The sequence below is a fragment of the Pseudomonas sp. Pc102 genome, assembly GCF_018408275.1.
Taxonomy (GTDB): Bacteria; Pseudomonadota; Gammaproteobacteria; order Pseudomonadales; family Pseudomonadaceae; genus Metapseudomonas; species Metapseudomonas tohonis.
The window spans coordinates 5468154-5485118 of sequence record NZ_AP021905.1; the positions used below are offsets into that span (position 1 = coordinate 5468154).

A 16965-nucleotide genomic window follows, 5' to 3' on the forward strand; every position below is an offset into this window, starting at 1 on the left:
GCGACGGGCGCGGGAGGCCCTGCTCAACGGTAGAGCAGGCGCTCCGCCAGGGCATCGGCGACGCGCGCGGGTGAACGCTTGTCGGCCTGGGCGTGGGCGTAGATTTCGGTCAGGCGCTGACCGATGCGCGACAGGTGCGCGGTGATGGCGGGCAGCTCGTCACCCTTGTGCCTGAGGGCGACGTAGATGAGCCCGCCGGAATTGATCACGTAGTCGGGGGCGTAGAGGATGCCGCGGGCCTCCAGCCCGTCGGCGCTGTCGGCGCTGGCCAACTGGTTATTCGCCGCTCCCGCCACCGCCGCGCAACGCAGCTGGGGGATGGTCTGCGGGTTGAGCACGCCACCCAGGCCACAGGGCGCGAGGATGTCGCAGGGCGTGGTGAGCAGCGCTTCGCTGGCCACCGGCTGGGCGCCCAACTGCTCCACCGCCAGTTGCACGCGACCGGGGTCGAGGTCGCTGACCAGCAGCTCGGCGCCGGCCGCCGCCAGTTGCTCGGCCAGGGCGAAGCCGACGTTGCCGAGCCCCTGGATGGCCACGCGCAGGCCTTCGAGGTCGTCGCTGCCGAGGCGCGCCCGGGCGCTGGCGCGGATGCCGGCGAACACGCCCATGGCGGTGTGCGGCGAGGGGTCGCCGGCGGAGCTGGTGCTGGTGACGTGGCGGGTCTGTTGGGCGATGCAGTCCATGTCGGCGCTGGAGGTGCCGCTGTCCACCGCGGTGATGTAGCGCCCGCCCAGGGACTCGATCATGCGGCCGAAGGCTTCGAACAGCGCGGCGCGGTTATCCACATGGGCGGGGCGCATGATCACCGCCTTGCCACCGCCCTGCTCGAGGCCGGCGAGCGCGGCCTTGTAGCTCATGCCCTGGGCGAGGCGGATGGCGTCGCGGATGGCGCTTTCTTCATTGGGGTAGGCCAGGTATCGGCAGCCACCCAGCGCCGGGCCGAGCCGGGTGTCGTGGATGGCGATGACGGCGCGGAGCCCGGTGACCGGGTCCTGGGCGAGGTGCAGCGCTTCGAGCCGCGCGGCCTCCATCATGCTGAACATGGCGAGCCCCTTGCTGACTTTAGGAGCCAGTATAGGCGTCAGCCGCCGCAGCGGGTCGCCGCCCGCCCACTGGACGAAAATCCAGGGGCCGGCTACAAACCTGAGGCGAACTGGAGATGTCTCATGACCCCCCGCCAACACTGCCTCGCCTGCCTTGAAGCCGACCCGCCCGCGACCCTGGAAGCGGCGTTCTGGATCGCCGCCGAGCATGACCCGGCGGTGAACCCGGCGACGCTGATGCGCGATGTCGCCGGCCTCGCCCAGCAGGTGGCCGCCGGCCTGCCGCAACTCCCGGCGATGGAGCTGGCGCAACCGCTGTTGCGCCGCCTGAGCGAGCTGGACTTCAACGAGGACGACGACCAGCCGCTGCGCCCCCGTGCCGCGCTGCTGGACCAGGTGTTGCTGCGCCGCCGCGGGCAGCCGTTGTCCCTCGCCCTGCTGGCCCTGGAGCTGGCCCGGCGCCTGGACGTGCCGCTGGTGGGGGTGAACTTCCCCGGGCACTTCCTGTTGCGCGTGCCCGGTGCCGATCACCTGCTCGATCCCTGCGGCGGCCGCCGCCTCTACACCCGCGACTGCCGCGAGCTGCTGCTGCGTACCCTGGGCCCCAAGGCCGAACTCCAGGCCGGCCACCTGCAACCCTGCGACGCCCGCGAGCAGCTGCAACGGCTGTCACGCAACCTGCGCCAGCTGCACCTGCAGGCCGAGAAGCCGCTGGAAGCCTTGAAAGACGCCGAGCGGGTGCTGGAACTGGGCGTTGCCAACCTGGTGGACCACCTGGCCCGCGCCGATATCTACAAGCAGCTGGAGTGCCCCCAGGCCGAACGCTTCGACCTGCAACGCGCCCTGCTGCTCTGCGAAGACCCGGCCCAGCGCCTGCTGCTGACCCAGCGCCTGGAACAGCTGGGGCACGAGGCGACGCCGGCCTTGCATTGACGGCGGGCTGTCGCTTCGGGGTGATGGGTTTCGCTTCGCTCTACCCATCCTACGAACTGCACGCCGCTTGGCGACTGAAGTCGCCCCTACAGAAAGCAGCGGTGGGCTGAAGCCCACCCTACGCCCCCCTACTCCACCCTGTGCGCTGAGTAGGATGGGTAGAGCCCCATCTCCCTTCTCCAACGACCACGCGGCCGGACTACATCAACCCCAGCGCCTTGGCGTGGGCGACCGCCTGGGTGCGGCGCTTGACGCCGAGCTTGCCGTTGATGCGCCGGGCATGGGTCTTGACGGTGTGCAGGGAGATGAACAGGCGCTCGGCGATTTCCTGGTTGGAGCTGCCCTGGGCGATCAGCCCGAGCACTTCCAGCTCGCGCTGGCTCAACGGGCCACCGGCGAGGCTGTCGTCGGGCGCCTCGCCCGGGTCCATGTCCAGCGCCTTGAGCATGGCCGGCTGGCGCAACTGCAGCTCGCGCAGGGGCTGTTGCAGGTTGAACTGTTCGGCCAGGGTCAGGCCGTCGCGCAGGGTGGCGGCGGCCTGGGCCAGGTCGCCACCGAGGTATTCCGCCTCGGCCAGGGCCAGGTGGATTTCCACTTCCAGGGCGTGCATGCCGTTCTCCCGGGCCTTGTGCAACTGGCCCAGCAGGCGCTGGCGGGCGTTGAAGGCCTCGCCTTCGTAGAGCTCGGCCAGGGCCAGCTGCCACTCGATGCGCGGGATCAGGTCGAGGGTCGCCGGCGGTGGCTGCACCGCGTTCTCGCCACGGAAGTGCCGCAGCACCCGCAGCAGCGCGTGGCGGGCCTGGCCGGCACGGCCCTGCATCAGCAGCAGGCTGCTGCTGACCTGCAGGAGCACGGCACGGTAGACCCGCTCGGGGATGTGGCGCATCTGCATCAGCCGCTCGGCTTCGCGCAGGCGGTCGAAGGCGCGGTCGAACTCGCGGCGGTTGGCGTCCAGCGTGGCCAGGCCGAGGTAGCCGAACAGGGCACGGTAATCGCCGCAGTTGCGCGCTTCCTGCAGCCCGTACTGGTAGTGCTTGCGGGCCTCCTCGTCACGCCCCTGGCGCAGGGCCAGGCGCCCGCGACGCAAGGCCAGGCGGCCGAGCAGCGGGCTGGCGTTGCGGCCCTGCCCCATGAGGAATTCCTGGGCGCGTTCGAGTACCGCGTCGGCGCGCAGCAGGGCGCCGCGATGCTCCAGCAGCTGCGAGTGGTCCAGTTCGAGGAAGGCCTCCAGCAGCAGGCTGCCGTGGCTGCGCGCCAGCAGCAGGGCTTCGCGGCTCAGTTCCTGGGCGGCGTCCAGGTCGCCGGCCAGCAATGCCTGCTGGGTGAGGCCGGAATAGCAGATCAGCTTCTGCTCCCAGGCGTCGTCGCCCAGGGTCGCCAACGCCTCGGTCAGGTGCAGGCGCGCGCCGGGGCCGTCGCCCTGCAGGTGGGCGAGCAGGCCGTACTGGGCCTGCCAATAGGCCACCAGCTCGCGCTGCCGCTCGGCATCGGGCTGGGGCAGGAAGCGGTCCTGTTCGGCGATGCACTGGGCGGCCTCGTCGAGCTTGCCGGAGAACAGCAGCGCACCGGCCAAGAGGCGCAGGGAATGCGGGGAGACCAGCAGCAGCCCCTCCTCCACTTCCTTGTGCAGGCGCAGCAGCAGGGCGACGTTGCGCCCCTGGAACAGGTGCTGGACGCCGAAGTGCTGCAGCAGGCTCACGGCGGCTTCGGGCTGTTCGGCTTCCAGCGCATGCTCGGCGGCGGCCTGCCAGTCGCCTTCGGCGGCGAACCACTGGCAGGCGCGCAGGTGCCAGCCGCGCCCGGAGTGGGCGTCGCGGTTGCGCATCTGCATGGCCAGCGGGGCGAAGATGCGGAACCAGCCGGGGGCGTCGCCCAGGGGCTCGACGAAGCTGCCCAGGGCGTCGAGGTCGCGCAGCAGGCGGGCGCCTTCGCCGGGGCCGAAGAGGTGTTCGCACAGGGCGGCATTGAAGCGCGGCAGGTGGGCGAGGGCGAGCCAGGCCTCGGCCTGCTCGGGGCCGAGGCCGGCGAAGAGTTCGTGGTCGAGGTAGGCGGCCAGGGTGGCGGAATGGCCGCCGCGCTGCAGCGGGTCGGCGAAGCCCCAGTCCACCGGTTCCAGCAGCGCCATGCGCACCCCGGCGCACCAGCCGCCGGTGCTTTCCAGCAGGCGCGCCGGTGCATCGTTGGGCCAGCCGTGGCGCGACGGCTCCAGCAGCCGGGCCAGTTCCTCGGCCTCCAGCGCCAGGGCGGCGGCGTCCAGCTCCAGCAGCTCGCCGTCGATCAGGAGGCGCGGCAGGTTGCAGGCCGGGCGCCGCCGGCCGCTGATCCACCAGCGCAGCGCCGGGCTGCTGGTGGTCAGCAGGCGGTCGAGGCAGGCATCGAGTTCGGGGTTGGGCTGGCGGCAATAGTCGTCGAGGATGATCCAGCCGGGCGTCGTCCACTGGGCCAGGGCGCGCTGCACGCTGGTCTCGTCCGACTCCTCCAGCCCCATGACCGCCGCGAGGCCGGCACACAAGCCCGCCGGCGAGAGGGCCACGCCTCCCAGCGGCAACCAGTGCACCGAATGATCGGCTGGGCAGCGCTGCACGCATTCCATCAGCAACACGCTCTTGCCACTGCCGGCGGGGGCGCAGAGCAGGCGCAGGCGCGCCGAGGAGGCGACCAGGGCGTCGCACAGGCGCGGCCGCGGGACATGCAGCGCAGGCAGGCGCGGCAGGTAGGCGTGGGAATCGAAACGGGTCATGGCGGACATGCGGCACGCCTCAGTTGTTCTTGTTCGGGCTGCTCGGGGCGCCAGCCTAGGCCTCTGCGGCGCGCACCTTGAAGGATCATTCAGGGCACTGATCCACGCTCATAAAAAAGGCGGCCAAAGGCCGCCTCGCAAGGGAGCGTCACGACAACAAGATAGGAACACGCACATCCCTGTGCGTGTGGGGCATCAGCGCACGCCGGCGTTGCGCAGGGCGGCCGGGGTGTAGTCGGCGGCCTTGCCGACGAAGCCGAATTCGAAGCTGTGCTTCTCTTCGTTCTTCATGCCCAGGGCCAGGTAGCGGCCGGCGATGATGTCGTACAGGGCTTCCAGGGTGTAGGCCGGCACCTGCTGGTTGTAATAGAACTGGGCGTGACCCTCGGCGACGCGCCACAGCTGGCCACGGCCGTCGTAATGGTCGACCAGGGCGACCTGCCAGCTGTCTTCGTCGATGTACATGTGGCGCTTGGCGTAGATGTGGCGCTCGCCGCTCTTCACGGTGGCGACCACTTCCCAGACGCGATGCAGCTCGTAGCGGGTCAGGTCCTGGTTGATATGGCCGGCCTTGATCACGTCGTCGTACTTGAGCGAGGGCGAGTCCAGCTTGTAGCTGTTGTAGGGGATGTACATCTCCTTCTTGCCCACCAGCTTCCAGTCGTAGCGATCCGGGGCGCCGGAGAACATGTCGAAGTTGTCGGAGGTGCGCAGGCCGTCGGAGGCGGTGCCCGGGCCGTCGTAGGCGACCTGGGGCGCACGGCGCACGCGGCGCTGGCCGGCGTTGTAGATCCACGCCAGGCGCGGTTCCTTCACCTGGTCCAGGGTCTCGTGCACCAGCAGGACGTTACCGGCCAGGCGCGACGGCGCGGTCACCTGCTGCTTGAAGAACAGCAGCACGTTCTCGCCCTTGCCTGCCGGCAGGTCCGGCATCTCCTGGGGCACGGCCACTTCTTCCTCGAAGCGGATCGGCGTGTAGGAGCCGTTCACCTGGGGCGTGGCCTGGGTGATGATCCGGCGCAGGTTGCCGCCACGGTAGCGGGTGATGTGGTTCCAGATCACTTCCACGCCGTTCTTCGGGATCGGGAAGGCGTAGTAGCGGCTGTCGGCGAAGTTGGCCAGGCCGTTGCCGTCGTTGATCGGCTGCACGGTGACGGCGCTTTTCTTCGCCGCCTCGTTGACCGCGGCGGGTACGGCGACGGTGCGGTGGGTCGGGTAGACCGGGATCTTGTAGGTCTCGGGGTAGCGCTTGAACATCGCCACCTGGCCGTCGGACAGCTTGTCCTTGTACTGGTCGAGGTTGGCGGCGGTGATGGTGAACAGCGGTTTCTCGCTGGCGAAGGGGTCGGCGAGGAAGCCCTTGGCGTCCACCGCGCCGGCGTCCTTGCCGATGCCACCGGTCCACTCGGGAATGCTGCCGTCGGCGTTGCCGGCCTTCTCCGCACCCAGCGGGGTGAGGCTGGTGCCGAGCTTGGCCGCTTCATCGGCGGACACGGCGGCCATCACATTGGCGGCGAGCAGGCTGAGGACCAGGGCGGTGCTGTGCAGGATCGTCTTACGCATAGTCATGTTCTCTGTTCACTCAGAAGTTCATGCCGAAGCTGAGGGCGAGGAAGTCGCGGTCGACCAGGGTGTTGTACTTGCCACCGAAGAAGTCCGTGTAGCTGAGGCTGGCGGTGTAGGTGTTCTGGTAGTCGGCATCGACACCGATGCTGAGCGCCTTGGCACCCTCGTTGAACAGGCCGTTGGGGCCGTAGCCGTCGACGTCATGGGACCAGGCCACGTTCGGCTTCAGGTTGATGCCGGCGATGACGTTGCTGTAGTCGAGGATGGCGCGGGTGCGGTAGCCCCAGGAGGTGCTGGTGACGAAGCCGTGGGTGTCGCCGCCGAAGCCGTAGGCGCCATACACCGAGTCGCGGCCGTAGCGCAGCTCGCGGGCGTTCTCCAGGCCGCCGACGTGCACCACGCCGACCTCGCCCACCAGGGTCAGGCGCTCGGCACCCAGGACCTGGTCGATGAAGTGGGTCAGGGTGGTCTGGGCCTGGGTGATTTCCTTGCGCTTGTAGCCGGTGTTGTCGGCGCCCGGCGCAGTGGCGATGGGCGAGGCGGTGCCGCCGGCGATCGGGTTGACCAGGGCCAGGGTCACGTCGTTGGTGTTGAGCTGGATCGGCGCGTTCGGGCGGTAGCTGATCTCGCCGCTCCAGGCCGTGCCGGTGGGCAGGGTGGTGGAGAAGCTCAGGCCGTAGAGCTGGATGTCCTCGGGGTATTCCAGGTAGTAGCGGCCATTGCCCAGCATGGTGCTCTGCGCCAGGCCCGCACCGGAGCCGGGGACGATGCCGTTGGCGGTGCCGATGATGCCGGGCAACGCGGCGAGGGTCGCGGCGCCAGCCGTCTTGGTGCCCACGAACGGCGTGCGGCTGTGGTAGTTCATGAAGTACAGGCCGTACTCGGTCTCGTCGCCCAGCCAGCGCAGGGCCGCGCCGAACTGGCCGCTGTCACGGGCGTCGCGGTCGCCGGCCCGGGGCAGGATCACGCCCTCGGAGGTGACGTCGAAGCCCTGGCCGAAGGCGGCGGCGATGGGTTGCAGCGGGGCGATGGCCGGGGAGCCCACGGTGTAGCCGGTTTCGCAGCCGTCGGCAGCCACGTCGCCACCGAAGAAGGTGCCGCAGTTGTCCAGGACGGTCTGGTCCCATTCCAGTTGGTAGAAGGCCTCGACGCTGAGCTGGTCGGTCAGGGTCTGGGACAGGTAGAACATGTTGACCGGGATCAGGCCCTCCTTGATCTCCGCGCCGGGGCGGCGGAAGGCGGAGACGTCGACCGGGTTGATCGAGTTGATGCTGTTGCCGATGAAGGTGCTCTCGCCCCAGCTCACCACCTGCTTGCCCACGCGCACGTTACCCGGCAGGTCGGCGATGCTGTAGTTGTGGTAGACGAAGGCGTCGAGCAGTTGGGCGCCGGCGGACTTGGAGCCTTCCTTGCGGTTGTGGTCGCCGATGTCCTTGAACTGGCGGTTCTCGTCCTTCAGCTCGAAGTCGTACCAGTACTTGCCACGGACGAAGACGCCGGTGTCGCCGTACTTCAGCTCCAGGTCGTGGATGCCCTTGAAGATCTTCGAGAAGGTCTCGCCCTTCTTGAAGTTGAGGCGGCCATCGTCACCGGTGGACGACTGGCCCTTGCCGCCGTTCACGGTGCTGACCAGATCCGGGTCGGCGCCGCGCATGGACCAGCTGGCACCCACCGACAGCGAGGAGTCGAACTGCCCTTCGATCTCGCCGATGTTGAAGTTGACGGCGTGGGCCTGGGTGGCAAATCCCATGGCTACGGCGGCGGCCAGCGCGTGCGGCCGGAAAACTGCGCGCATTGTTGTTTTTGTCATGCGGCTTTCCTGGTTGGTGAAGGAGGAGCACACCCTAACCAGTCACCCGCACAGGCGATAAGCGCACCAAGGAGGGATTCATCCTGTAGCTCGAAAGAGTGAATCCATGCTCTGGAACACTCCTTGCCGGCCCATTATCCGGCGGCGCTATGGCGCACCATCGAGAGCATGGATGGAACTTCGGTCTCCCCCTACCCTCGCGGCCAGCGCTTTGGCATCCTGAGCCACTTGCCGATTCCCGAACGACCATGACCGAGCACGATCACGAAACCGCCGCCACCCGCGAAGTGGTGATGCGTTACCACCTCAGCTGGAAGGACCGCGACATCGATGCGGTGCTGGCGCTCTACCACCCCGACGTGGAATACAACGACTACTTCCAGAACCGCCGCCTGCACCTGGCGGAGCTCGGCGACTATGTGCGCGCCACCATGCCCAGCGGGCCGGACGAGTTCCTGGTGCACAGCGACCGCATCCGTGTCGACGGCGACACCGCGTTCATCCAGTACAGCCTGCGCCTGGGCCATAGCGGTACCTTTCGTACCAGCGAGGCCATTACCGTGCGTGACGGCCTGATCTGGCGGATCAACGAATACGCCCTGCTGATCCAGGCCAAGGCCGAGCCCGGCGACCGCGTGCAACGCCCCGCTGCCAGCCGCCTGGGGCTCTCGGCCCGCCAACTGAGCCTGCTGGCGCGGGACCTGGAGGACTACTTCCAGCACAGCCAGCCCTACCTCGACCCGGCGCTGGACCTGCACCAGGTGGCCGCCGCCACCGGCTATACGCGCAACCAGATCTCCTACCTGCTCAACCAGATGCTCGGCCAGAGCTTCTACCAGTACGTCAACCAGGCACGCCTGCAGCATCTGCTGGCGCAGCTGGAGCAGGGGCAGGCCTCGCCGCGCATCGACGAGATGGCCTTCGCCGCCGGGTTCAACTCGCTGTCGGCCTTCTACCGCTGCTTCCGCCAGCACACGGGGCTGTCGCCGAAGGCCTACCTCAAGCAGCTGCGCGAGAACGGCTAGGCGCCGCTCGCCGCACCGTGCGCCATTCGCCTGCGCATCGAGTCCCGGCGTGCACGCACGCACGACAACGCCCGCGCCAGCTTCTAGTCTTGCCGCCATCCGAACCTTTCCAACTGGGAGCCCCGCTATGCCGGCCTGGCAATCGATCAGCCTGTGGATGGACCAGCTCGACGAGCCGCTCACCCCACGCCCCGCCCTGGGCGGCAGCCTGGAGGTGGATGTCGCCATCATCGGCGCCGGCTACACCGGCCTGTGGACCGCCTACTACCTCAAGCGCCAGGCCCCCGAGCTGCGCATCGCCATCCTCGAGGCCGAGATCGCCGGCTTCGGCGCCAGCGGGCGCAACGGCGGCTGGCTGATGGGCAACCTGCTGGGCGAGGACCGCGCCCTGGCGAAGCTCTCCCGCGAGGAGCGCCGCGCGTCCTTCGACCTGCTCCACGGCATCCCCGACGAAGTGGCCGAGGTGCTGCAGCGCGAAGGCATCGACTGCGACTACCGCAAGGGCGGCGTGCTCTATTGCGCGGCCCGCTACCCCGAGCAGGAAGTGCGCCTGCGCCAGCAACTGCGCGACCTGCACGCCGAAGGCCTGGGCGAGGACGACTACCGCTGGCTGACGCCGCCCGAACTGGGCCGGCAGATCCGCGTGGCCGGCGCCCTGGGCGGCATCTTCACGCCCCATTGCGCCACCATCCAGCCGGCACGCCTGGCGCGCGGCCTGGCCCGCACCGTCGAGCGCATGGGCGTGCAACTGTTCGAGCAGAGCCGCGTCACCGACTGGCAGCCCGGGCGCATCACCACCCTGCAGGGCGAGGTGAAGGCCCACTGGGTGGTGCCCGCCATCGAAGGCTATGCCGCCGCCCTGCCCCCCCTCGGTCGCTACCAGTTGCCGGTGCAGAGCCTGCTGGTGGGCACCGAGCCGTTGCCGGAATCCACCTGGGCCGAGATCGGCCTGGAACAGGGCCAGGCCTTCAGCGAGAACAGCCGGCAGGTGACCTACGGCCAGCGCACCGCCGACAACCGCCTGGTCTTCGGCGCCCGTGGCGGCTACCGCTTCGGCGGCAAGCTTCGGGAGAACTTCCAGCTCGACGACGACGAGATCGCCCTGCGCCGCTACCTGTTCGGCGAACTGTTCCCGATGCTGCGCAACGTGCGCCTGACCCACAGCTGGGGCGGCAACCTGGGCATGGCGCGGCGCTTCCAGCCGCACATGCTGGTGGACCGCGCCAGCGGCATCGCCCTCTCCGGCGGCTACGGCGGCGAAGGCGTGGGGGCGACCAACCTCGGCGGTCGCACCCTGGCCGACCTGATCCTCGGCCGCGAGACCCAACTCACCCGCCAGCCCTGGGTGCTGGGCGACGGGCCGCTGACGCGCCTGTCCGCCTGGGAACCGGAGCCCTGCCGCTGGCTCGGCTACAACGCCATCATCCGCAGCTTCGTCCACGAGGACCGGGTGCTGGCCAACCCCCAGAGCGCCCCCTGGCGCCGCGCCCTGGCCAGCCGCCTGGCCGGGTTCATGGAAAGCCTGATGCGCTGAGCCCGGCAATGCCGGCCCCCGCGCACCGAAACGACCACCAGACTGGAAGCCCTTGCATGAAAGCCACCCTGCTGAAGAACACCCACGACCTGCAACTCTCCGCACCGGCGCCGGTACCCGTGCCGGTCGGCGAGCCCGTGCCGCACACCCGCGTGCACTCGGTGGAGCGCACCGACGGCGTGGAAACCGGCGTCTGGGAATGCAGCCCCGGCCAGTTCCGCCGGCAGATCCTCGAGCAGGAGTTCTGCCACTTCACCCACGGCAGCTGCACCTTCACCCCGGACGGCGGCGAGCCCATCGAGATCAAGGCCGGCGACGCCCTGCTGCTGCCCGCCAACAGCCTGGGCATCTGGGACGTGAAGGAAACCCTGCGCAAGACCTACGTGATCATCAGCCGCTGAGCCTGGCAGCGTGGCCCGGGAGTGCTGCGCGCTCCCGGGCGAATGAATTCGCCCCGACAGGGGAAGCGCCGTGGCAGATGCCAGGCGTACGGTGGAGGTCGCTCTTTACCTCCACCAAACGAATGCCATCGGTCACACCGAGCCTGCCAATTCGCGGTTGAAACCGCTCCCACGGACGGTGTTCAGCGAACGGATCCGTGCCCACGACCCGCCGTCAGGAAAACTGCCCGTGGCGCCCCTTGCCGCCGCTGAACGCCTGGGCGCCAGCGCGGGTTTCGCCGCTGTGGATAACCGCGAGGCCGCCTTGGAATTCGTTGGCGATGGCCGCCTCGAACGGCAGTTGCCACTGGGCATAGGCGCTGGCGCGGTCGGCGAGCATGCAGCGCTGCGGGAAGGCGGCGATCTCCAGGGCCAGCCGCTGCGCCGCCGCCCGTGCCGAGCCGGGCGGCACCACGCGGTTGGCCAGGCCCATGGCGAGCGCTTCGTCGGCCTGCACCGGGCGACCGGTGAGGATCAGATCCAGCGCCCGCCCCTGGCCGACGATGCGCGGCAGGCGCACGGTGCCGCCGTCGATCAGCGGCACGCCGAAGCGCCGGCAGAACACGCCGAGCACCGCGTCCTCGGCCACCACCCGCATGTCCGCCAGCAGCGCCAGCTCCAGGCCGCCGGCCACGGCATGGCCCTCGATGGCCGCGATCAGCGGCTTGGCCAGCTGCATGCGGCTCGGCCCCATGGGCCCGTCGCCGTCCGCTTCAAGGCGGTTGCGCCGCTCGCCGTCCTCGGCCACCGCGCCCAGGTCCGCGCCGGCGCAGAAGGTGCCCCCTGCGCCGGTGAGCACCGCCACACGCGCCTCGTCGTCCGCCTCGAAGGCACGCAGGGCATCGGCCAGCGCCTCGGCGGTGGGGCGGTCGACGGCGTTGCGCACCTGGGGGCGGTCGATGGTCAGGTTGGTGACGGGGCCGTTCTTCTCGACTCGGATGCTCATCGGGACTCCTCGGGTTGGAACGCGGGCATGAAAAAGGCCGGCAAGGTTGCCGGCCTTCAACATAGTGCGTCCCCCGGGAGATGTTCAGCCCGCTGGCGGAACTCCCAAGGAGTCTGGCGGGATCAACCCACGTATTTCTGCAGGTTGGCCATCATTTCCTTCAGCGCCTCGACGTTGTCAGCCGGGTGGGCGGCGCCTTCGAAGTCGCAGATCTGCTTCCAGCTGGCAGCCACGTCTTCGACGCTGAAGCCCTGGCGCGGGTCGAAGCCGGCGCCCAGGCTGCGTTCCCAGCGCACCTTGCCGATCCAGCCGCCGCCCACTTCGAACAGGCCGGAGGTTTCCTGGCACTGCTCGCTGCCGAGGTAGACCACCAGCGGGCTGACCAGCTCGGGCTTGAGCTGCTCGAACACCTGCGGCGGGATCAGGCCCTCGGTCATGCGGGTGCCGCCGGTAGGGGCGATGGCGTTGACCAGGATGTTGTTCTTGCGGCCCTCGATCGCCAGGGTGCGGGTCAGGCCGTAGAGGCCGAGCTTGGCCATGCCGTAGTTGGACTGGCCGAAGTTGCCGTAGATGCCGGAGGTGGACGAGGTGAAGATCACCCGGCCGAAGCCCTGCTCGCGCAGGTGCGGCCAGGCGGCGCGGGTCACCTTGTAGGCGCCTTCGACGTGGACCTTGTAGACCAGGTCCCAGTCGGCGTCGTCCATCTTGTGGAAGGTCTTGTCGCGCAGGATGCCGGCGTTGTTCACCACCACGTCGATGCGGCCGAAGCTGTCGAGGGCGGTCTGCACGATTTTGTCGCCGTCGGTGACCGAGTCATGGTTGGCCACGGCGGTGCCGCCCGCTTCGCGGATCTCGGCCACCACGCGGTCGGCGGCGGAGGCATTGGCGCCTTCGCCGTGGGTGCTGCCGCCCAGGTCGTTCACCACCACCTTGGCGCCGTGCCTGGCGAACAGCAGGGCATGGGCGCGGCCAAGACCGCCACCGGCGCCGGTGACTATGACCACTTTGTCTTCGAAACGGATCGACTCGCTCATGCAATGGACTCCAGGGCAGTTTTTGGTATCGGCCGAGTTTCCTGCAGCCCGGCCCCGCCCCACAAGGAAGGCAGCGGGCATGAATGGTGGCTGATAACGCCAGGGGATGACTCCGGGGCCGTCACTCGAAGGGCATGAAGATCCGCCCCCGCGGCCGCAGCTTGAACAGCCACCAGCCATGAAAGGTGCAAAGCAGCGTCAGCGCCAGGCAGGACACGAACGCGCCCGCCGCCGCCCACCAGATGCGCGGGCTGCTCTCGTGGTAGCAGCCGTAGAACACCAGGCCGATGCTGCCGAGCAGCAGAAGCAGCGCGAGGGGCCGCCCAGGGCCCTGGACGAAGGGGTGCAGCAACACCAGCAGCCTGTACAGCATGGCGATCTCCAGACGCCGGGCACGGGCCCGGCGAAACGTCGTTGAATGGAGTCGCGATGCTAGGAAACCCGGCCAGCCGCGGCTGCCGGGGGATTCCGACAGGGGCTGACGGATGCCTCGGATAATCGACCGCCCTACGCCGGTCGGATCAGGCTCAGGTGGTCGTAGAGGTGCATCACATGGGCCCGGGCGTAGTCCGCAGGGTCCAGCGCGCCATAGGCGAAGTGGTCCTTGAGCTCGCCCCGGTAGCTGGCGAAATCGGCGAAGGCCCGTTGCAGCCGGGCCAGCGCCTGGGCCTGGGATGCGGGCTGGTCGAGGGGCCGGGCCCCCGGAATCGCCTCGTCCAGCGCGTGGCGCATGGCGCCGCGTGTCGCGAACACGCCGAAGGCCAGGGGCCCGACGCTGCCCCGGAACCAGGCCGGCTTGAGTTCGGGGTAGCCGCTCATGGAGTACTCGATGCTCTGCGCGCAGTGGTTGAACACCTCGGCCGGGCTCCAGCCGCGAACGCTCACCAGCGCCCTGTCGGCCAGGCCCGCCAATACCCGCTGGGCGTCGGCCAGGTCGGTGGCGCCGGGCTGCGGTCCGCGGGGCAGCGCCCAGAAGCCGGCTCCGACACCGGCCACGCCGGCGGCGGCGGTCAGTTTCAGCAGTTGCCGGCGCTTCACGAACGCACCTCCAGCCCCTGGCGGAAGGCCAGGTAGTGCTCCAGCACCGCTTCGGGTGCCTCGGTCTGCGGGTAGTGGCCGATGCCGTCGAGCAGCACGGTGTCCGGTTGCGGGATCAGCTCGCGGTAACGCGCCACCATGTGCGCCCCGGAGATCGGGTCCACCGCGCCGTCGATCACCCGCAGCGGCAGACCGCCCTTCTGCATGGCGGCCACCCAGCGGTCGCGCTGCTCGCGCCGTTCGGGGATGTAGCGGATCAGCCGGTGCATGACGCGCGGCCCCTGCTGCTGGGCGATCAGGCTCCAGAAGTCGTCGAGCTCCGCCTCCGAAGGCTGGGTCGCGGGGCCGAACACCTTGCCGAAGTTGGCCCCCAGCTTGGCGCGGGAGAACCCCCGGCCGATCAGCGGCCCCAGGGGGCTGAGCAAGAGCTTCTGCACCAGCACCGGGCGGTGCGTCTCGGGGAACAGGCCGCCGTTGAGGAACACGCAACTGCCGAGCACGCAGCGCCCCTCGTGGTGCCGCGCCACCAGCTCCTGGGCGACGCTGTCGCCATAGTCGTGGGCCAGCAGGTGCACCGGCCCGGTGATGCCCAGGTGGCGCAGCAGCGCCAGTTGCAGGTCGGCCTGCTCCAGCAGCCGGTAGTCGTGGCCACGGGGCTTGTCGGAGTCGCCGAAGCCGAGCATGTCGCAGGCGATCACCCGGTAGCGCTCGGCCAGCGGCCCCCAGATGTAGTGCCAGTCCCAGGAGGCCGTGGGGAAGCCATGGATCAGCAGCAGCGGTTCGCCCTGCCCGGCCTCCCAGTAGCGGATGCGGTGGCGGTGGAACAGCAGGTCGCGTCCCTGGGCGCGCCAGTCGCCCAGGGGGATGCCCGGCAGGGCCATCAGTCGCGGTACCCGGGGTTCTGCAGGTCCAGCTTGCGCAGCAACGCCGGCCAGGGCAGCGCGCCGCCCATGCCGGAGGAGGTCTTCATCACGCCGGCGATCATCGCCCGGGCGCCGTCGAGGATCTGCTGCGGGATGTGGATGAGCTCGGCGCCGCCACTCTGGGCCATCACCTGGATCTCGCAGGCGCGCTGCAGGGTGAACATGCCGAGGAAGGCGTCGGCGATGCTGCCGAAGGCGGTGAGCAGGCCGTGGTTGGGCAGGATCAGGAAGTTGGCGTTGCCCAGGTCGGCCTGCAGGCGGGCCTTCTCCTCGTGGTTCAGCGCCACGCCTTCGTACTGGTGGTAGGCCAGGCTGGCGAGCACGAACAGCGACTGCTGGGACAGGGGCAGCAGGCCCTGCTTCTGTGCCGATACGGCGATGCCGGCGGGGGTGTGGATGTGCAGCACGCAGGCGGCGTCGTGGCGCACCTCGTGCACGGCGCTGTGGATGGTGTAGCCGGCCGGGTTGATGTCGTAGGGGCTGTCCATCAGCTTGTTGCCGGCCAGGTCCACCTTCACCAGGCTGGAGGCGGTGATCTCGTGGAACATCAGCCCGTAGGGGTTGATCAGGAAGTCCTCGGTGCCCGGCACCTTGGCGGAGATGTGGGTGAAGATCAGGTCGTCCCAGCCGTACAGGGCGATGAGCCGGTAGCAGGCGGCGAGGTCGACGCGGGTCTGCCACTCGGCGGCGGAGACCTGGTCCTTGACGGAGTTCGGGTGCAGGGGTTGGGCAGCGGTCACGGCGATCACCTCGGTTCTTGTTGTGTGCGATGACCCAGGAGTCTAGCGAGGGTGCGGCGATCCGATAGTCGCCTTGGCAGCCAACCGAATGACCGCAGGAGTCAGAGCAGCCACGCCACCACAGGCGCGGCGAAGAGGTTGAGCAGGCCCATCAGCACCATCACCAGTCCGGCCACGGTGCCCTCCTCGCGGCCCACCTCCTGGGCCCGGCTGACGCCCGCGCCGTGGGCGCCGACGCCCAGCAGCGCACCCCGCGCCAGCGCGCTGCGCAGGGGCAGCCAGCGGATCAGCAGGCTGCCGGCCAGGGCGCCGAAGACGCCGGTGATCATCACGAACACCGCGGTGAGCTCCGGCACGCCACCCAGCCCCTGGGCCAGCGGCATGGCGAAGGGCGTGGTGATCGAGCGCGGCACCAGCGACAGGCTCACCGAGCTCTCCAGGGCCAGCGCGTGGGCCAGCCACCAGGAACTGGCGATGGCGACGCTGCTGCCCATGAGCATGCCCAGGGACAACGCCGGCCAGTGCCTCGCCAGCAGGGCGCGCTGCTGCCAGATGGGCACGGCGAAGGCCACGGTGGCCGGGCCGAGCAGCAGCATCAGCCAGTGGGTGGCGCCGGAATACTCGGCGTAGCCGGTGTGCAGCGGCACCGCCAGGGCGAGCAGCAACGCCGGCACCAGGATCAGCGGCGACAGCAGATAGCGCCCGCTGCGCCGGTACAGCCAACGGCTGAGCAGGTAGCCGCCCAGGGTCAGCGCCAGCCAGAACCAGGACATGGGCTCAATGTTCACGGCTGTCGCTCCAGCGGCAGACGAATTCGACGGTCAGTGCAGTGGCGAGCATCACCAGCAGGGTGCTGGCGCCTATCACCAGGAGGATGCGCCAGCCCTCGCTGCGCAGCAGGGCGCCATAGTCCAGCAGGCTCATCAGGGCGGGGATGAAGAACAGCAGCATCTCCGCCATCAGCAGGCCGGCACCCAGTTGCAGCGCGGCAGGCCGTACCCGACCGCTGGCGAAGGCGGCGAGCAAGAGGCCAAGGCCGATCACCCCGCCCGGAATCGGCCAGGCGAGCCAGGCGGCGATCTGGCAACCGAGGACGTAGAGGCCGATGAGCACGGCGAGCTGCAGGCAAAGGCGGGAAAGGTGCACGAGACGAGGCATGGCGGGCGACTCCGGGACTGGTCACCAGCTTAGGG

The 16965-nt window shown here is 69.4% G+C and carries 16 protein-coding genes; 4 read left to right on the forward strand and 12 right to left on the reverse strand.

The window, feature by feature from the left end; translation table 11 throughout:
- Positions 1–23: 23 nt before the first annotated feature.
- Positions 24–1043 (reverse strand): Glu/Leu/Phe/Val dehydrogenase dimerization domain-containing protein, encoded by a 1020-nt coding sequence (locus tag PHLH3_RS25000; protein WP_213626191.1) that lies wholly within the window; start codon positions 1041–1043, stop codon positions 24–26.
- A gap of 123 nt (positions 1044–1166) precedes the next feature.
- On the opposite strand from PHLH3_RS25000, the gene PHLH3_RS25005 reads away from it, so the two are divergent.
- Positions 1167–1976, forward strand: a complete 810-nt coding sequence (locus PHLH3_RS25005; protein ID WP_213626192.1) for a transglutaminase family protein — start codon at positions 1167–1169, stop codon at positions 1974–1976.
- Between the two features lie 199 nt (positions 1977–2175).
- On the opposite strand, the gene PHLH3_RS25010 is transcribed toward PHLH3_RS25005, so the two are convergent.
- The 3 genes from PHLH3_RS25010 to PHLH3_RS25020 all read right to left on the reverse strand — a co-directional run bounded on the left by PHLH3_RS25010 (position 2176) and on the right by PHLH3_RS25020 (position 8092).
- Positions 2176–4725 carry a LuxR C-terminal-related transcriptional regulator gene (locus PHLH3_RS25010; protein ID WP_213626193.1) on the reverse strand — a complete coding sequence of 850 codons (2550 nt, stop codon included), beginning with the start codon at positions 4723–4725 and terminating at the stop codon, positions 2176–2178.
- Positions 4726–4911: 186 nt separating this feature from the next.
- The gene (locus tag PHLH3_RS25015; RefSeq protein WP_173172700.1) at positions 4912–6279 is read right to left on the reverse strand and encodes a DUF1329 domain-containing protein; all 1368 of its coding nucleotides are present in this window, start codon (positions 6277–6279) and stop codon (positions 4912–4914) included.
- Between the two features lie 19 nt (positions 6280–6298).
- Complete coding sequence (locus PHLH3_RS25020; RefSeq protein WP_213626194.1) at positions 6299–8092, reverse strand: DUF1302 domain-containing protein; 1794 nt, start codon at positions 8090–8092, stop codon at positions 6299–6301.
- Positions 8093–8385: 293 nt separating this feature from the next.
- Here PHLH3_RS25020 and PHLH3_RS25025 point away from each other — a divergent pair, with 293 nt between their 5' ends.
- The 3 genes from PHLH3_RS25025 to PHLH3_RS25035 all read left to right on the forward strand — a co-directional run bounded on the left by PHLH3_RS25025 (position 8386) and on the right by PHLH3_RS25035 (position 11052).
- Complete coding sequence (locus PHLH3_RS25025; protein WP_213630676.1) at positions 8386–9117, forward strand: nuclear transport factor 2 family protein; 732 nt, start codon at positions 8386–8388, stop codon at positions 9115–9117.
- Positions 9118–9244: 127 nt separating this feature from the next.
- Positions 9245–10651 carry an FAD-dependent oxidoreductase gene (locus PHLH3_RS25030; RefSeq protein WP_213626195.1) on the forward strand — a complete coding sequence of 469 codons (1407 nt, stop codon included), beginning with the start codon at positions 9245–9247 and terminating at the stop codon, positions 10649–10651.
- 56 nt (positions 10652–10707) lie between these two features.
- Positions 10708–11052, forward strand: a complete 345-nt coding sequence (locus PHLH3_RS25035; protein WP_213626196.1) for a cupin domain-containing protein — start codon at positions 10708–10710, stop codon at positions 11050–11052.
- 214 nt (positions 11053–11266) lie between these two features.
- On the opposite strand, the gene PHLH3_RS25040 is transcribed toward PHLH3_RS25035, so the two are convergent.
- The 8 genes from PHLH3_RS25040 to PHLH3_RS25075 all read right to left on the reverse strand — a co-directional run bounded on the left by PHLH3_RS25040 (position 11267) and on the right by PHLH3_RS25075 (position 16930).
- The gene (locus tag PHLH3_RS25040) at positions 11267–12037 is read right to left on the reverse strand and encodes a crotonase/enoyl-CoA hydratase family protein (RefSeq protein WP_213626197.1); all 771 of its coding nucleotides are present in this window, start codon (positions 12035–12037) and stop codon (positions 11267–11269) included.
- Between the two features lie 122 nt (positions 12038–12159).
- Complete coding sequence (locus PHLH3_RS25045; RefSeq protein WP_213626198.1) at positions 12160–13071, reverse strand: SDR family oxidoreductase; 912 nt, start codon at positions 13069–13071, stop codon at positions 12160–12162.
- A 121-nt stretch (positions 13072–13192) separates the two neighbouring features.
- A complete protein-coding gene (locus PHLH3_RS25050) occupies positions 13193–13444 on the reverse strand; it encodes a hypothetical protein (protein ID WP_213626199.1) in 252 nt (83 codons plus the stop codon).
- Positions 13445–13578: 134 nt separating this feature from the next.
- On the reverse strand, positions 13579–14109 hold the full coding sequence (locus tag PHLH3_RS25055; protein ID WP_213626200.1) for a DUF1569 domain-containing protein: 531 nt from the start codon (positions 14107–14109) through the stop codon (positions 13579–13581).
- Positions 14106–14990 (reverse strand): alpha/beta hydrolase, encoded by an 885-nt coding sequence (locus PHLH3_RS25060; RefSeq protein WP_213626201.1) that lies wholly within the window; start codon positions 14988–14990, stop codon positions 14106–14108. Before PHLH3_RS25060 ends, PHLH3_RS25055 begins: the two co-directional genes overlap by 4 nt.
- Positions 14990–15754 (reverse strand): class II aldolase/adducin family protein, encoded by a 765-nt coding sequence (locus PHLH3_RS25065; protein ID WP_213630678.1) that lies wholly within the window; start codon positions 15752–15754, stop codon positions 14990–14992. Before PHLH3_RS25065 ends, PHLH3_RS25060 begins: the two co-directional genes overlap by 1 nt.
- Positions 15755–15873: 119 nt before the next feature.
- A complete protein-coding gene (locus tag PHLH3_RS25070) occupies positions 15874–16560 on the reverse strand; it encodes an LrgB family protein (protein WP_213626202.1) in 687 nt (228 codons plus the stop codon).
- Complete coding sequence (locus PHLH3_RS25075; protein ID WP_213626203.1) at positions 16550–16930, reverse strand: CidA/LrgA family protein; 381 nt, start codon at positions 16928–16930, stop codon at positions 16550–16552. Before PHLH3_RS25075 ends, PHLH3_RS25070 begins: the two co-directional genes overlap by 11 nt.
- Between the last annotated feature and the right edge of the window lie 35 nt (positions 16931–16965).

What these genes read in the sequence shown, in the direction of transcription:
- PHLH3_RS25040 (WP_213626197.1), bottom strand. Translation starts at nt 12,037, where the DNA reads ATGAGCATCCGAGTCGAGAAGAACGGCCCCGTCACCAACCTGACCATC.
- PHLH3_RS25000 (WP_213626191.1), bottom strand. Translation starts at nt 1,043, where the DNA reads ATGTTCAGCATGATGGAGGCCGCGCGGCTCGAAGCGCTGCACCTCGCC.
- PHLH3_RS25060 (WP_213626201.1), bottom strand. Translation starts at nt 14,990, where the DNA reads ATGGCCCTGCCGGGCATCCCCCTGGGCGACTGGCGCGCCCAGGGACGC.
- PHLH3_RS25030 (WP_213626195.1), top strand. Translation starts at nt 9,245, where the DNA reads ATGCCGGCCTGGCAATCGATCAGCCTGTGGATGGACCAGCTCGACGAG.
- PHLH3_RS25015 (WP_173172700.1), bottom strand. Translation starts at nt 6,279, where the DNA reads ATGCGTAAGACGATCCTGCACAGCACCGCCCTGGTCCTCAGCCTGCTC.
- PHLH3_RS25045 (WP_213626198.1), bottom strand. Translation starts at nt 13,071, where the DNA reads ATGAGCGAGTCGATCCGTTTCGAAGACAAAGTGGTCATAGTCACCGGC.
- PHLH3_RS25020 (WP_213626194.1), bottom strand. Translation starts at nt 8,092, where the DNA reads ATGACAAAAACAACAATGCGCGCAGTTTTCCGGCCGCACGCGCTGGCC.
- PHLH3_RS25035 (WP_213626196.1), top strand. Translation starts at nt 10,708, where the DNA reads ATGAAAGCCACCCTGCTGAAGAACACCCACGACCTGCAACTCTCCGCA.
- PHLH3_RS25025 (WP_213630676.1), top strand. Translation starts at nt 8,386, where the DNA reads ATGCGTTACCACCTCAGCTGGAAGGACCGCGACATCGATGCGGTGCTG.
- PHLH3_RS25010 (WP_213626193.1), bottom strand. Translation starts at nt 4,725, where the DNA reads ATGTCCGCCATGACCCGTTTCGATTCCCACGCCTACCTGCCGCGCCTG.
- PHLH3_RS25050 (WP_213626199.1), bottom strand. Translation starts at nt 13,444, where the DNA reads ATGCTGTACAGGCTGCTGGTGTTGCTGCACCCCTTCGTCCAGGGCCCT.
- PHLH3_RS25005 (WP_213626192.1), top strand. Translation starts at nt 1,167, where the DNA reads ATGACCCCCCGCCAACACTGCCTCGCCTGCCTTGAAGCCGACCCGCCC.
- PHLH3_RS25075 (WP_213626203.1), bottom strand. Translation starts at nt 16,930, where the DNA reads ATGCCTCGTCTCGTGCACCTTTCCCGCCTTTGCCTGCAGCTCGCCGTG.